General features: G+C 58.1%; 11 protein-coding genes. 5 read left to right on the top strand and 6 right to left on the bottom strand.

All coding sequences use genetic code 11. The features are described from left to right. The first annotated feature begins 111 nt into the window (after positions 1–111). Positions 112–2352, top strand: coding sequence for an EAL domain-containing protein (locus L6R44_RS18220; protein ID WP_237425008.1), 2241 nt, complete (start codon positions 112–114; stop codon positions 2350–2352). A gap of 4 nt (positions 2353–2356) precedes the next feature. Here the strand turns inward: L6R44_RS18220 and ppx are convergent, their stop codons facing one another. The 4 genes from ppx to purM all read right to left on the bottom strand — a co-directional run bounded on the left by ppx (position 2357) and on the right by purM (position 7840). Then, positions 2357–3895: an exopolyphosphatase gene (gene ppx, locus L6R44_RS18215; RefSeq protein WP_032643562.1), complete on the bottom strand. Its 1539-nt coding sequence runs from the start codon at positions 3893–3895 to the stop codon at positions 2357–2359. 3 nt (positions 3896–3898) lie between these two features. Continuing rightward, positions 3899–5959, bottom strand: a complete 2061-nt coding sequence (ppk1, locus tag L6R44_RS18210; RefSeq protein WP_033146179.1) for a polyphosphate kinase 1 — start codon at positions 5957–5959, stop codon at positions 3899–3901. A 205-nt stretch (positions 5960–6164) separates the two neighbouring features. Beyond that, complete coding sequence (purN, locus tag L6R44_RS18205) at positions 6165–6806, bottom strand: phosphoribosylglycinamide formyltransferase (RefSeq protein ID WP_237425007.1); 642 nt, start codon at positions 6804–6806, stop codon at positions 6165–6167. After that, the gene (purM, locus tag L6R44_RS18200) at positions 6803–7840 is read right to left on the bottom strand and encodes a phosphoribosylformylglycinamidine cyclo-ligase (RefSeq protein WP_237425006.1); all 1038 of its coding nucleotides are present in this window, start codon (positions 7838–7840) and stop codon (positions 6803–6805) included. Before purM ends, purN begins: the two co-directional genes overlap by 4 nt. 266 nt (positions 7841–8106) lie before the next feature. On the opposite strand from purM, the gene L6R44_RS18195 reads away from it, so the two are divergent. The 4 genes from L6R44_RS18195 (at position 8107) to L6R44_RS18180 (ending at position 12553) form a co-directional block, all read left to right on the top strand. Next, entirely contained in the window at positions 8107–9537 is a 1431-nt protein-coding gene (locus L6R44_RS18195) for a 6-phospho-beta-glucosidase (protein ID WP_237425005.1), read from the top strand. A 217-nt stretch (positions 9538–9754) separates the two neighbouring features. After that, on the top strand, positions 9755–10381 hold the full coding sequence (upp, locus tag L6R44_RS18190; protein ID WP_023308769.1) for a uracil phosphoribosyltransferase: 627 nt from the start codon (positions 9755–9757) through the stop codon (positions 10379–10381). 86 nt (positions 10382–10467) lie between these two features. Next, entirely contained in the window at positions 10468–11757 is a 1290-nt protein-coding gene (gene uraA, locus L6R44_RS18185) for a uracil permease (RefSeq protein WP_032643553.1), read from the top strand. A 94-nt stretch (positions 11758–11851) separates the two neighbouring features. Further along, positions 11852–12553 carry a DnaA inactivator Hda gene (locus tag L6R44_RS18180; protein ID WP_214517516.1) on the top strand — a complete coding sequence of 234 codons (702 nt, stop codon included), beginning with the start codon at positions 11852–11854 and terminating at the stop codon, positions 12551–12553. A gap of 70 nt (positions 12554–12623) precedes the next feature. Here L6R44_RS18180 and L6R44_RS18175 read toward each other — a convergent pair whose 3' ends face one another. Continuing rightward, complete coding sequence (locus tag L6R44_RS18175; RefSeq protein ID WP_237425052.1) at positions 12624–14042, bottom strand: leucyl aminopeptidase family protein; 1419 nt, start codon at positions 14040–14042, stop codon at positions 12624–12626. Next, complete coding sequence (locus L6R44_RS18170) at positions 14042–14998, bottom strand: N(4)-(beta-N-acetylglucosaminyl)-L-asparaginase (RefSeq protein WP_237425004.1); 957 nt, start codon at positions 14996–14998, stop codon at positions 14042–14044. The genes L6R44_RS18175 and L6R44_RS18170 overlap by 1 nt, the downstream gene beginning before the upstream one ends. Positions 14999–15001: the final 3 nt, after the last annotated feature.

The raw sequence follows: 15001 nt of genomic DNA, 5'->3' as shown, positions 1-15001 counted from the left end.
AAAATCCTTCCTCCACACTGTTTGCCCGGCATGCCGCCGGGTGGCGCGTAGGTCAGGTTGGATGCCTGTCTTTATTTCCCTCTGGAGCGATAGGGGTTTAACCGGGCATCTATGAATATTCTCGCTTTCCTGAAAAACAATCAAAACCGCTGGTGGGCATTGCCGCTTATTATACCGGTGGTTTTACTTCCCGCGCTGAGCGTCGCGAATACGTATACGCAGCTGGGCGACGGCATTGTGGCACTCTATTATTTACCGCTCTCATTTTTGCTTTCGCTGATGATGTTCTTTGGCCTGGAAGCGCTGCCCGGGATCGTATTGTCGCTGTTTATCCGCTACTACCCGTCGGTCGGGATGTTTGAAACGGTTGCCGGCGTACTGCATTTTATCGTCCCGCTAGTGCTCAGCTGGGGCGGCTACCGTGTGTTTGCCCCCAGACGCAATATGACGGCGTACGGCGACGTCCGGCTGATGGCGCAGCGCATCTTCTGGCAGGCTTTCTGCCCCGCGACGCTGTTTCTGGTGCTGTTTCAGTTTGCGGTCTATTTGGGCGTGTATGAGAGCCGCCAGAGCCTTGCGGGACTCAACCCTCTTAATATCCGCACGCTCATTAACTATCAGACGCTGCTGGCCAGCGGGCTGACGGGCGTGCCGCTGAGCTATCTGCTGATCCGCCTGATTCGTCATCCGCGCTACGTCAAAAGCCTACTCTCGCAGATCCGCGCCCAGATAGACAAAAAGGTGACGGTCGCCGAGTTTTTGCTGTGGGCGGCTGCGCTCGGCGGGCTGCTTTCGCTGCTGCTGCTTCCGATGAATGAAAACAGCTCCATTTTCACCACCAACTACACCCTCTCGCTGCTGATGCCGGTGATGCTTTGGGGCGCAATGCGTTTTGGCTATAAGCTCATTTCGCTTATCTGGACGCCGGTGCTGCTGGTGTCTATTCACTATTTTTACCGCTATATCCCTATGAATCAGGGATACGACATTCAGCTGGCGATCACCTCTTCCAGCTACCTGGTCTTCTCGTTTGTGGTGATTTATATGTCGATGCTGGCGACCCGCCAGCGCGCCGTGAATAAACGCTCCCGCAGGCTGGCGCTGCTCGACCCGATTGTCCATATGCCTAACCTGCGGGCGCTGTCGCGCGATCTGGCGAAGAATCCGTGGTCGGCGCTCTGCCTGCTGCGCATTCCGGAGCTGGAAATTCTGGGCCGAAACTACGGCGTGCTGCTGCGTATTTTGTACAAACAGCAGCTGGCGCAGTGGGTAAACGGCACGCTCCAGCCTAATGAGCAGGTGTATCACCTGACCGGATATGACCTGGCGGTGCGGCTCAACGCGGAGTCGCACCAGCAGCGGATTGATGACCTGGACGAGCATATTAAACAGTTCCGCTTTGTCTGGGACGGCATGCCGCTGCAGCCGCAGGTGGGCGTGAGCTATTGCTATGTCCGGTCTCCGGTTAACCATCTTTACCTGGTGCTGGGCGAGCTGGGGGTGGTGGCCGATCTGTCGCTCTCCTCCAACCATCCGGAAAATCTTCAGCAGCGTGGGGCCGTCCATTTGCAGCGCAGCCTGAAGGATAAGGTCGCGATGATGAGCCGCCTGCAAAAGGCGCTCGATAACGACGAATTTACCCTGCTGGTTCAACCCGTTTGCGGCCTGCGTGGCGATCGCTATCACGAAGTTTTGTTGCGGATGCCGGATGCAAACGGCTTATTGATCTCTCCTGACCAGTTCCTGCCCGTCGCGCAGGAGTTTGGCCTGTCGTCGCGGGTGGATTTGTGGGTGCTTGAGCATACGCTGCGTTTCCTGGCCGCGCATCGCGAAAGCCTGCCCGCCCAGCGTTTTGCCATTAATCTGGCACCTTCAACCGTGTGCCGGGTGCCGTTCCCGCTTGAGGTGAGTCGCCTGCTGGCGAAATACGCCATTGAGCCGTGGCAGCTGATTTTTGAGGTGACGGAGTGCAGCTCGTTCAGCAGCGGGGAGCAGGCGCTACACATCCTCCAGCAGCTCCAGAAAATGGGGGTCCGTATTGCGATTGATGATTTTGGCACCGGCTATGCGAGCTATGCGCGGCTGAAAAGCGTGGATGCCGACATTCTCAAGATCGACGGCAGCTTTATTCGCAATATCGTTAACAACAGCCTGGACTACCAGATTGTGGCGTCTATCTGCCATCTGGCGCGCATGAAGAAGATGCTGGTGGTGGCGGAGTATGTCGAGACGGAAGAGATACGTAGCGCGGTTAACGCGCTAGGTATCGATTATATGCAGGGCTATCTGATTGGCAGGCCGACGCCGCTTGCGTCACTGCTGGAAACCGAGGCGTCCACCGCGGACGCCTGAGCCGTTACGCGGCGACGTCAGCGCTCTCTTCTTCAATTTTGAGCAGCCAGCCGGTGACCGCTTCCCAGTACTGCTGCTCTTTTTCCAGGTCCAGCAGAACCAGCGCGTTCTGGCTGAACCAGTCGTGCGGGAAGCTCAGCGTCCAGTGATGGTCGTCGGTTTTAAGCTTCAGCGTCGGCGGTGTGGTCGTGGCCTGACGCTGGTTATTGAGCAGTACGCCAAGGCGCAGCAGCTGGATTAAAGGCAGGAACTGCTTCTTCTTGAACAGCGTGAAGCGCGGCAGATCGTCAAGCTTGATGGCCTTGCGGTGATAGCGCACCAGGGTTGCCATCATGGTCTGCTGCTCCTGGTTGAAGCCAGGCAGATCGCTGTTTTGCAGGATGTAGGCCGAATGGCGGTGCATGCCGCTGTGGTTGATGTTCAGCCCCACCTCGTGCAGCATCGCGGCCCATTTCAGCAGGGCGGCAAGCTGCGGATGCGCGAGCTTCGGATTCTGCTCTTCCCACTGTTCGTACATTTGCACCGTGGTTTCCAGCACGCGCTTCGCCTGCTCTCGGTCGATGTTGTACTGGTTGGCCAGGCTTTGCGCGGTACGGCTGCGAATATCCTGATGGCGGAAGCGGCCTTCCATCTCATACAGCACGCCCTCACGCAGCGCGCCGTCTGAAAGACGCAGCTCCTTAATGGCGAGGGCATCAAACACGCCGCAGAGAATAGCCAGGCCCGGCACGAAGACCGCCTTACGCTCGTCGGAAAGACCCGGCAGGCTTAGGGCGTCAAAACTTTTATGCTTCAGCACTTCTTCGGTCAGCAGCGTCAGACGCTCGGGCGTGATAAAGCCGTCTTTTTCGCCCATCGCCAGCAGCACTTCATGCGCCGCTTTGATGGTGCCTGACGCGCCCAGCGCCACGTTCCAGCCCTGAATACGGTACTGCCAGGCCAGGTTTTCCAGCTTCTGGACGGCCGCCATACGCGCACGCTGGAAGTTCTCGCGGGTGATGGTGCCGCCCGGGAAGTACATCTGCGCGAAGCTGACGCAGCCCATACGGCGGCTTTCCACCAGGCGCGGCTCAAAGTCTTCACCGATCACTAGCTCCGTAGAACCGCCGCCGATGTCAATCACCAGCTTGCGCCCTTTTTCCGGCTGGGTGTGCTCAACGCCCATGAAAATCAGACGCGCTTCCTCGTTGCCGGAGATGATCTCGATCGGGTAGGGGATCACCTTTTCGGCGCGCTTGAGGAATTCCGGCGCGTTCAGCGCCTGGCGCAGGGTGTGGGTGCCCACGATGCAGACGCTGGAAGGCGAGAAGCCCTGCAGGCGTTCAGCAAACAGCGACAGGCAGTTTAACCCGCGCTCCATCGCCTCTTCGCTGAGCATGCTGCGTTCATCAAGGCCATCCGCCAGGTGTACGCGCTGCTTCAGACGACCGATGATCTGCAGCGCGCCATCCACCTCACGGGCGATGACCATGTGGAAACTGTTAGAGCCAAGATCGACCGCGGCGAATTCCTGCGGGCGTGGGGTCTTATCATTTATCGGCATAGGTTAATCGGGTTGCTCGAGTGATTTGATATAGTCGTAAATCGCCAGCTGTGACCGCACTTTGCGGCGGTTGCCGCGCGGTACGTAGCGGTTACTGAGTTCTTTGTCGATATAGCGTGCCTTCACGGTATCGCTGAACAGAATCTCGATGATGTCGAGGATCTGCTGCTTCAGGCGCGGATCCAGCAGCGGTGCCGCGACTTCAATTCGGTAGTCAATATTGCGCGTCATCCAGTCTGCCGAAGAGAGATAGACCTGTTTATCACCCGCGTTATCAAAAATATAGATCCGATCGTGTTCCAGGTAACGGTCAACGATGCTGATCACGCGAATATTGTCGCTGATGCCTTCCAGTTCCGGGATCAGCGAGCACATGCCGCGGATCAGCAGGTTAACCGGCACGCCGGAGCTGGAGGCCGCATACAGGCGATCCACCAGGCCTTTGTCGACCAGGTTGTTAAGCTTCAGCGTAATCCCGGACGACAAGCCTTTCTGGGCGTTGGCGATCTCTTTATCGATCATATCGTACAGCAGGCGGCGCGAGTTCTGCGGCGAGACCAGCAGATAGTCAAAGCTTACCGGGCGGTACGGGTTCTCAATAAAGTTAAAGACCCGGCGCACCTCGTTGGTGATGCGGGCATCGGCGGTCAGCAGCGAGTAGTCGGTGTAAATCCGCGCGGTTTTCTCGTTAAAGTTCCCGGTACCGATATGGGCGTAACGCACCACGTCGTCACCCTCTTTACGGGAGATGAGGAACAGCTTGGCGTGAATTTTCAGCCCCGGGGCGGAGAAGATGACGTGTACGCCCGCTTCCGTCAGACGGCGGGCCCAGTGAATGTTCGCCTCTTCGTCGAAGCGCGCCTGCAGTTCAACCACCACGGTGACCTTTTTGGCGTTGTGCGCCGCATGGATCATCGCGTCGATGATGCGGGAGTCTTTTGCCACGCGGTAGATGTTGATTTTGATCGCCAGCACGCTCGGGTCGAACGAGGCCTGACGCAGCAGCTCCAGCACGTGCTCAAAGGTGTGATACGGGTAGTAAAGCAGCACGTCGCGCTCGCGAATGGCGTCGAATCCGTTGCGGAATTTATCAAACCACAGGTGGCGCAGGCGCGGCAGCGGCTTGTTCACCAGATTGGCTTTGCCGACGTTCGGGAAGCCAATAAAGTCTTTAAAGTTGTGGTAACGGCCGCCCGGCACGATGGAGTCATAGCGCGAAATGGTCAGCTTCTCGCGCAGCATCTCCACCATGGCGTCCGGCATATCGCGCTGATAAACGAAGCGCACCGGCTCGGCCGTCAGGCGCTGCTTCAGGCTGGAGGACATCAGCTCCATCAGGCTGGCTTCCATCTCGTGCACCAGGTCATATTCGGCGTCACGGGTCATCTTCATCGAGTAGGCGTTTAGCGCATCGTAATCGAAGAAGCCTTTAAAGATGTCGTCCAGACAGTAGCGCAGGATGTTATCCAGCAGGATCATCGGCTTACGTCTGCGCGGGGTTTCCGGCGGCAGGTTCACAAAGCGCGGCACCTTGTCGGACGGGATCTCCAGCAGCGCGTAACGGATGGATTCACCGCGAATAATTTCCACCGCCAGGTAGGTGTAGTCGTCCTTCAGGAACTGCACCAGATCGGTTTCGCGGTTGATCAGAATCGGGGTAATGTGCTGGCGCAGATAGTGTTTGAAGTAGTGGCGCAGCCAGTTTTGTTGGTTAACGGAAAGCTGGCGTTCGTTAATCAGGAAGATTTGATTGCGCGCCATCTCCAGCAGCAGTTCGTTATACAGGCCGTCAAATTCCTGATCGGCTTTCAGCACGCGGGACTGGATTTTGCCCAGCAGATGCCGCGAGTGCGAGTTTAAGCCCTGTTCTTCGCTGATGATGATGCGTCTTTTCAGCTCGGCGAAGCGGACCTTGTAGAACTCATCCAGGTTGTTGGAATAAATGCCCAAAAAACGCATGCGTTCGATCAGCGGGTTACTTTTGTCAGCCGCTTCCTGGAGTACACGTTCGTTGAATGCTAACCAGCTTAGCTCTTTCTCGATATATAACTTTTCCTGACCCATTACAGCTCACACTCCAGTTCAATCACAGGACGTGGTAAATCCGTCTCGTCCTTATTATGGCGAGCATTTCCACGATATGTCCAACAGTGCCAGAAAAGTATGACAGTTATTTTTTTTGTTGGGGATTTTAGAAGGTTGAGTGAGGCAATATCGGGTAATGCTATGAGGTAGGTCGGGTAAGCGTAGCGCCACCCGACATAACAGACTACTCTTCCGCCGCATAACCCTGCGGAGGTAACTTAACGCCGTCCAGCCAGGCTGCGCCGTCGCGCATTTCAAGACGCCCGTCGACAAACCAGCTCACCACCAGCGGGTAAATGGCGTGTTCCTGGCTCTGCACGCGCTCGGTCACGTCTTCTTCGCTATCGCCGTCAAAGACCGGAACTTTAGCCTGCAGGATCACCGGACCGCCGTCCAGCTCGTCGGTGACGAAATGCACGGAGGTGCCGTGCTCCTCGTCGCCGTTTTCCAGCACCTGACGGTGCGTGTGCAGGCCGGGATATTTTGGCAGCAGGGAAGGGTGAATATTCAGCAGACGTCCGGCGAAGTGTTCGACAAACGCCGGGCTGAGAATACGCATATAGCCTGCCAGCACGACCACGTCCGGCGCGTAGGCATCAATCTCCTGAACCAGCTCGCGGTCAAAGGCTTCACGCCCGGCGAACTGGCTGGCCTCCAGCGCGTGCGCGGGTATGTTTGCTTCCCGCGCGCGCTCAAGGCCGAACGCGTCGGCCTTGTTGCTGAACACTGCCCGAATGGTGCCGTTGATTTTCTTCTGTTTGCAGGCGTCTATGATGGCCTGCAAATTACTTCCGTTGCCGGAAATGAGCACCACGATGTTTTTCATTCAATGACCACACGCTCTTCGGAATCGGACGCTTTAATCGAACCAATTTTCCACGCGTTTTCACCCTTCTCGGTCAGCAGCTTAACCGCTTTATCCGCTTCGCTTGCCGGCAGGGCGATAACCATGCCCACGCCGCAGTTAAAGGTGCGGTACATTTCGTGAGAGCTGACGTTGCCTGCGGTCTGCAGCCAGTTAAAGACGGCTGGCCATTGCCATGAGGATTCGTCGATCACCGCCTGGGTGTTGTCCGGCAGGACGCGCGGAATGTTTTCCCAGAAGCCGCCGCCGGTCAGGTGGGCGATAGCGTGAACGTCGACGTTCTCGATAAGCTCAAGCACGTTTTTCACGTAAATGCGGGTCGGCGCCAGCAGATGGTCAGCCAGCGGCTTGCCTTCAAGCTCGGTAGTCTGTGGGTCGCAGCCGCTCACTTCGAGGATTTTACGCACCAGGGAGTAGCCGTTGGAGTGCGGGCCGCTGGAGGCCAGCGCGATCAGCACATCGCCATCGGCCACTTTGCTGCCGTCGATAATTTCTGATTTTTCTACTACGCCGACGCAGAAGCCCGCGACGTCATAATCTTCGCCGTGATACATGCCCGGCATTTCTGCGGTTTCACCACCGACCAGCGCACAGCCGGACTGCAGGCACCCTTCGGCGATACCGTTAATCACGCTGGCGGCGGTATCCACGTCCAGTTTGCCGGTCGCGTAGTAATCGAGGAAGAACAGCGGCTCTGCGCCCTGTACCACCAGGTCATTTACGCACATCGCGACCAGATCGATACCGATCGTGTCGTGACGCTTTAAATCCATCGCCAGGCGCAGTTTGGTGCCAACACCGTCAGTTCCCGAGACCAGAACAGGTTCACGATATTTTTGCGGCAGCGCGCACAGTGCGCCGAAGCCACCCAGACCACCCATCACTTCAGGGCGGCGGGTTTTTTTCACCACACCTTTGATTCGGTCAACCAGCGCATTACCTGCGTCAATATCAACACCGGCATCTTTGTAGCTGAGAGAAGTTTTGTTGGTCACGGCTTAAATCCCCACGCGATTGCATAGCTAGTAAGAAAAATCGGCGCAATTCTAACAGTCCAGGCAAACGTTTGCGAGCCTATTCTGGACGTGGGGATCTTTTTTTCTTCGTCCCTTATGAATGCGGCCAAACTTGACTCCGTTCACGAAAATGAAACCGGTTTCTGTGTTCTGCTTGCAACGGCTAATCCCTTTGCACATCATCGAACTGAAACCGGTTTCTGTAATTGTTTTTGCAGAAAATAACGCAGAATGAGGGAAAGCGAATGTCAGGATTCAAAGCAGATTTTCTGTGGGGCGGTGCGGTTGCGGCGCATCAGCTGGAAGGCGGCTGGAAAGAGGGCGGCAAGGGCGTAAGCGTAGCCGACGTCATGACGGCCGGCGCGCACGGCGTGCCGCGAGAAATCACCAACGGCGTGTTGGAAGGGAAGAACTACCCTAACCACGAAGCCATCGATTTCTACCATCGCTATAAAGAAGACATCAAACTCTTTGCCGAGATGGGGTTCAAATGCTTCCGCACCTCCATCGCCTGGACGCGGATCTTCCCTAAAGGCGACGAGCTTGAGCCTAACGAGGCTGGCCTGAAATTCTATGACGATCTGTTCGACGAGTGCCTGAAGCACGGCATCGAACCGGTTATCACCCTGTCTCACTTCGAAATGCCTTTCCACCTGGTGACGGAATACGGCGGCTGGCGCAACCGCAAGCTGATCGACTTCTTCGTGCGCTTCGCAAAAGTGGTATTCCAGCGCTACCAGCATAAGGTGAAGTACTGGATGACCTTCAACGAGATCAACAACCAGGCCAACTTCCACGAAGACTTCGCGCCGTTCACCAACTCCGGGCTGAAGTACGCGCCGGGTGAAGACCGTGAGCCGGTCATGTTCCAGGCGGCGCACTATGAGCTGGTGGCCAGCGCCCTGGCGGTGAAGGCGGGGCGCGAGATTAACCCGTCCCTGCAGATTGGCTGCATGATTGCCATGTGTCCAATCTACCCGCTGACCTGCGCGCCGGACGACATGATGATGGCGATGAACGCCATGCACCGCCGCTACTGGTTCACCGACGTGCACGTGCGCGGCAAGTATCCGCAGCATCTGCTCAACTACTTTGAACGTCGCGGCTTCGCGCTGGACATTACCGACGAGGATAAAGCGGCGCTGACGCAGGGCTGCGTGGATTACATCGGCTTTAGCTACTACATGTCCTTTGCCACCAAGGCCACGGCGGACAACCCGCAGCTGGATTACGACGAGAGCAAGAGCCTGGTCTCTAACCCGTACGTGCAGAAATCCGACTGGGGCTGGCAGATTGACCCGGTGGGGCTGCGCTACTCCCTGAACTGGTTCTGGGATCACTACCAGCTGCCGCTGTTCATCGTTGAGAACGGCTTTGGCGCGATCGACGTGCAGGAGAGCGACGGCACGGTAAACGACCAGTACCGCATCGACTACCTTTCTGCGCACATCCGCGAGATGAAAAAAGCGGTAGTGGAGGATGGCGTAGACCTGATGGGCTACACCCCATGGGGCTGCATCGACCTGGTGTCTGCCGGAACGGGCGAAATGAAAAAACGCTACGGCTTTATCTTTGTGGATAAAGACAATGAAGGCAACGGCACGCTGAACCGCAGCAAGAAGAAATCGTTCGACTGGTACAAGCAGGTGATAGCGAGCAACGGCGATAACCTGTAATTGTCGGGTGGCGCTAACGCTTACCCGACCTACAATACACGTAGGCCCGCGTAAGCGCAGCGCCACCGGGCAAAACCCCGCACCCAAGCCGGAGCTTAGCCTCCGGCTTTTTTGTTTTTGATTGATATAAGTCAAGCAACATGGGTATGGCGCAATCCGAAAAAAGCGGTATAATCCCGCGATTTTTTTGCGGATGCCACCCCAGAGGAGAAAGAGAATGAAGATTGTGGAAGTGAAACACCCACTCGTTAAACACAAGTTGGGCCTGATGCGTGAGCATGACATCAGCACGAAGCGTTTTCGCGAACTGGCTTCTGAAGTGGGCAGCCTGCTGACCTACGAAGCAACCTCCGATCTGGAAACGGAAAAAGTCACCATCGAAGGCTGGAACGGCCCGGTGCAGGTTGAGCAGATCAAAGGTAAGAAAATTACCGTGGTGCCAATCCTGCGTGCCGGTCTCGGCATGATGGAAGGCGTGCTGGAGCACGTGCCAAGCGCGCGCATCAGCGTGGTCGGGATCTACCGTAACGAAGAAACCCTCGAGCCGGTTCCTTACTTCCAGAAGCTGGTGTCTAACATCGACGAGCGTATGGCGCTGGTAGTTGACCCGATGCTGGCGACCGGCGGTTCGATGATCGCCACCATCGACCTGCTGAAAAATGCGGGCTGTAACAGCATTAAGGTGCTGGTCCTGGTTGCGGCACCGGAAGGGATCGCGGCGCTGGAAAAAGCGCACCCGGACGTTGAGTTGTATACCGCCTCTATCGACCAGGGCCTGAACGAGCACGGGTACATTATCCCCGGGCTTGGCGATGCCGGCGATAAGATCTTTGGTACGAAATAATCGAATAACGATAAAAAAGCCGACTTTGATAGTCGGCTTTTTTTTGAATAAAACACCCACAACACTACTACACAGAGGAAAACGCTATGACGCGCCGTGCTATCGGGGTGAGTGAAAGACCGCCGCTTTTACAGACTATCCCGCTTAGTTTGCAGCACCTGTTCGCCATGTTTGGCGCAACCGTGCTGGTGCCAATCCTGTTCCACATTAACCCGGCTACCGTGCTGCTGTTCAACGGCATCGGCACGCTGCTGTACCTCTTTATCTGTAAAGGCAAAATCCCGGCGTATCTCGGGTCGAGCTTTGCCTTTATCTCTCCGGTGCTGTTGCTGTTGCCGCTGGGTTATGAGGTCGCGCTGGGCGGCTTTATCATGTGTGGCGTGCTGTTCTGCGTGGTGTCCTTCATCGTGAAGAAAGCCGGTACCGGCTGGCTGGACGTGATGTTCCCGCCTGCGGCGATGGGCGCCATCGTTGCCGTCATCGGTCTGGAACTGGCGGGCGTGGCGGCGAACATGGCCGGTCTGCTGCCTGCCGACGGCCAGTCGCCGGACTCTAAAACCATTATCATTTCGCTGGTAACGCTGGGCGTGACGGTGTTTGGCTCCGTGCTGTTCCGCGGTTTTATGGCGATTATCCCAATCCTGATCGGCGTGCTGGCGGGCTATGCGCTCTCCTTCGCGATGGGCGTGGTGGACACTACGCCGATTGCCCAGGCGCACTGGTTTGCGCTGCCAACCTTCTACACCCCGCGCTTCGAGTGGTTTGCTATCTTCACCATTCTGCCTGCGGCGCTGGTGGTGATCGCGGAGCACGTCGGCCACCTGGTGGTGACGGCGAACATCGTTAAGCGCGATTTAATCCGCGACCCGGGCCTGCACCGCTCCATGTTTGCGAACGGTTTCTCCACTATCATCTCCGGTTTCTTTGGCTCCACGCCAAACACCACCTACGGCGAGAACATCGGCGTGATGGCGATCACCCGCGTCTACAGCACCTGGGTTATCGGCGGCGCGGCGATCATCGCCATTCTGCTCTCCTGCGTCGGCAAGCTGGCGGCAGCGATTCAGATCATCCCGGTGCCGGTGATGGGCGGCGTCTCTCTGCTGCTGTACGGCGTGATCGGTGCCTCCGGTATTCGCGTGCTGATTGAATCTAAAGTGGATTACAGCAAAGCGCAGAACCTGATCCTGACCTCGGTGATCCTGATTATCGGCGTGAGCGGCGCGAAGGTACACATCGGCGCGGCCGAGCTGAAGGGTATGGCGCTGGCGACCATCGTCGGCGTGGGGCTGAGCCTGATCTTCAAGCTGATCTCGGTGATCCGCCCGGAAGAAGACATTCTGGACGCGGACGACAGCGAAAAAGCAGCGCATTGATCGAAAAACCGGGCGAGGGATCGCCCGGTTCTCTCCTGGCGGGTTCCGTGTTAAACTCCATGCCGATTTTATGTCAGATCTGGTTGAGGTACTTCTGAACGGACCGGCACAGCTCTCTCTGCCACTTTATCTCCCTGACGACGAAACGTTTGCGAGTTTCTGGCCGGGTGATAACCCCTCTTTACTGGCTGCACTGCAAAACGTGCTGCGTCAGGAACACAGCGGATACATCTATATCTGGTCACGCGAAGGCGCGGGGCGCAGCCATCTGCTGCATGCCGCCTGTGCGGAGCTTTCTTCCCGCGGCGATGCGGTCGGCTACGTGCCGCTGGATAAACGGACCTGGTTTGTGCCCGAAGTGCTGGAGGGAATGGAACATCTCTCGCTGGTCTGCATTGATAATATCGAATGCGTGGCGGGGGATGAGCCGTGGGAAATGGCGATCTTCAACCTCTACAACCGCATTCTGGAGTCGGGTAAAACCCGGCTGCTGATCACCGGCGATCGTCCGCCTCGCCAGCTCAATCTTGGGCTGCCGGATCTGGCGTCTCGTCTGGACTGGGGGCAAATCTACAAGCTCCAGCCGCTGTCGGATGAAGATAAGCTGCAGGCGCTACAGCTGCGCGCAAAGCAGCGCGGCTTTGAGCTGCCGGAAGACGTGGGCCGTTTCCTGCTCAAGCGCCTGGATCGGGAAATGCGCACCCTGTTTGACACGCTCGATCAGCTCGATCGCGCCTCCATTACCGCCCAGCGCAAGCTGACCATCCCGTTTGTGAAAGATATCCTTAAGCTTTGAGTTTTTTGCCGGGTGGCACCCGGCCTACGGGTGCTCTTTGTAGGCCGGGTAAGGCGCAGCCGCCACCCGGCTAAAGATCCCCCATCAGGTGCTCAACCAGAAGTGGAATCGGCCGTCCTGATGCCACGCTCCGTCCACCTTCGCGCCACAGCGCCGTACCGCTGATATCCAGATGCGCCCACGGAATGGCTGGCGGGCAGAAGTGATGCAGCAGCCACGCGGCCGAGGCGCTGATCGCCGCATTGTTGGTTGGCGTATTGCACAGATCGGCAATGGCGCTGTCGGTCTGCTTTTTCAGCCGCGCGTCCAGCGGCAGGGACCACACTTCGTCACCGCTCTGTTTCCCTGCCCGCGTCAGCGCCGCGCGCAGCGGTTCATCCTGCGTCATCAGCCCGCTCAGCTCATAGCCCAGCGCTTTTACGACCGCACCGGTTAACGTCGCCATATCAATAATGTAGCGCGCCTGCGGATGCCGTTGGCTGGCCCAGGCGATGGCATCCGCCAGCACCAGCCGGCCTTCGGCATCGGTGTTGTTGATTTCAACCGTGGTGCCGTTGCAGGCCGTCGCCACCGTGCCGGGCTGCATGGCGTCCGGTCCGATGGCGTTTTCCGCCAGCGCCAGTACCCCCATGATGCGTACGGGCAGCGCCATCTCCGCCACGGTCAGCATCAGCCCCAGCACGTTTGCCGCCCCGCACATGTCATATTTCATGGTGTACATGCCCGCGCCTTCCTTCAGCCACAGGCCGCCGGTATCGAAGGTAATACCTTTCCCCACATAGCAGCGCGCCGGGCCGTCTTTGGCGCCGTCATAATGAATCGCCAGCAGACGCGGCGGGCAGCTCGCCCCTTTGCCCACGGCGTGCAGCAGCCCGAGTCCGTGCTCGACAATCTCTTCTTCGTTAAGCACTTCGCAGCGCAGGGTGGGGAAGGTGGCGCAAAGCCTTTGCGCCTCTTCCACCACAAACTGCGGCGTGCATCGGTCGGACGGGATATCCGCCAGACGTCGCGCCGCGACCATGCCGCGCGCGATGGCCTGCTGCTGGCGGAAAACACCCTCCAGCTTCGCCTGCTGCTCCGGCAGGCAGAGGGCCGAGATATGCGCGATACGGACCTCATCGCCGGTTTTCTTTAGCTGCAAATCGCTTAGCCGGTGCGCCTGGTTAAAGAGAAAACGCAGCACCTGTGCCAGCACGACGTCGTCGATTTCGGTCACATCCAGAACCAGGTCGGGACTCACGGGGGAGGCCAGCAGCGGGCGCAGCGCCGTGAGCAGCCCTTCGGTCAGGCTATCGTGCCAGAGCGCGTCGGGTAGCAGCGTGATCCGGGCAAACGGGGCGCAGCCAAAGCGGGTGTCTGCAATGCCGTCGGATTCCCGCATTTCCGCGATAAGTGCAGTTTGCGGCAAATGCGCACAGCGGGGGCGGGCGATGAAGTGGCCTTGCGGCTTCGCGTCGGAAAGCGCGGTAATGAGTTGGTAGGTAACCATCATGACTCCTCAATCGGCGCGCGGATCCGCGCGGCATAGGCCTGCATCCACTCATCGTCTACCGCGTGATAATGCGTTTTCTCGCGCAGACGCTCGGTACGATAAACGGTGAGGGGCTGGCGGGCCGTCGCCACCACAAACGAGAAGGTTTTGATGTTGGTGGCGGCGCCAAATTCGCCCCTGTTATTCATGCACACCACGGAGAGATCGCCCGCGCGACCGAAGCGCGACATCAGCTTGTCTTCCAGTTCAAACACCACCGAATCCGCGGCCTGCTGCGGCGTCATGCCTTGCGCCATCCGGCGGACGATTTCATAGCTGGTGCAGCCTTTCATTAAATCTTCACCGACGCCCGTGGCGGTGGCGGCACCGGTTTCGCTGTCGCAGTAAAAGCCGGAGCCGATAATGGGGGAATCCCCAATGCGGCCGCGTTTTTTCATAAACAGGCCGCTGGTGGAGGTGGCGACGCTCATTGATCCCTGCTTATCGAGCCCGATAATGCCGACGGTGTCGTGCCCGTCGTAGGGGCTTAAGCCTTTATCCAGCGTCTCGCGGCAGCGCTTGCGGTAGTGCTGCACGGCGCGCTCCGTGAGCATGGTTTTGTCGGCAAAGCCCTGGCTCAGCGCCCATTCCCGCGCGCCCTGGCCGACCAGCAGGCTGTTGTAGCGCTGGCGGCTCAGCGCGTGCGCCACGCGCACCGGGTTGGCGATGTCCACCAGATTCCCTACCGCGCCAAACGCCAGCGTGTCGCCGTCCATGTACGCCGCGTCCAGCTCGACATCGCCGTTTTCGGTGGGCAGCCCGCCGTAGCCGACGGATTTATAAAACGGAAAGTCTTCGACGGCGGCGACGGCATCCACCACCGCCGTAGAGACCGGATTTCCCTCTGCCAGCGCGGAGGCCGACTCCGTGACGCCCTCAAGCGCCATTCGCCAGGTGGCGATAATTCCCCACATGCT

The sequence above is a fragment of the Enterobacter cloacae complex sp. ECC445 genome (assembly GCF_021892025.1).
Lineage (GTDB): Bacteria > Pseudomonadota > Gammaproteobacteria > Enterobacterales > Enterobacteriaceae > Enterobacter > Enterobacter chengduensis.
Note: the sequence above shows the minus strand (reverse complement) of the source record. Positions and strands in the feature narration are given on the sequence as shown.

Coding starts and splice junctions, on each gene's coding strand:
- L6R44_RS18220 (WP_237425008.1), top strand. CDS start 112: ATGAATATTCTCGCTTTCCTGAAAAACAATCAAAACCGCTGGTGGGCA.
- ppx (WP_032643562.1), bottom strand. CDS start 3,895: ATGCCGATAAATGATAAGACCCCACGCCCGCAGGAATTCGCCGCGGTC.
- ppk1 (WP_033146179.1), bottom strand. CDS start 5,959: ATGGGTCAGGAAAAGTTATATATCGAGAAAGAGCTAAGCTGGTTAGCA.
- purN (WP_237425007.1), bottom strand. CDS start 6,806: ATGAAAAACATCGTGGTGCTCATTTCCGGCAACGGAAGTAATTTGCAG.
- L6R44_RS18195 (WP_237425005.1), top strand. CDS start 8,107: ATGTCAGGATTCAAAGCAGATTTTCTGTGGGGCGGTGCGGTTGCGGCG.
- upp (WP_023308769.1), top strand. CDS start 9,755: ATGAAGATTGTGGAAGTGAAACACCCACTCGTTAAACACAAGTTGGGC.
- uraA (WP_032643553.1), top strand. CDS start 10,468: ATGACGCGCCGTGCTATCGGGGTGAGTGAAAGACCGCCGCTTTTACAG.
- L6R44_RS18175 (WP_237425052.1), bottom strand. CDS start 14,042: ATGGTTACCTACCAACTCATTACCGCGCTTTCCGACGCGAAGCCGCAA.
- L6R44_RS18170 (WP_237425004.1), bottom strand. CDS start 14,998: ATGTGGGGAATTATCGCCACCTGGCGAATGGCGCTTGAGGGCGTCACG.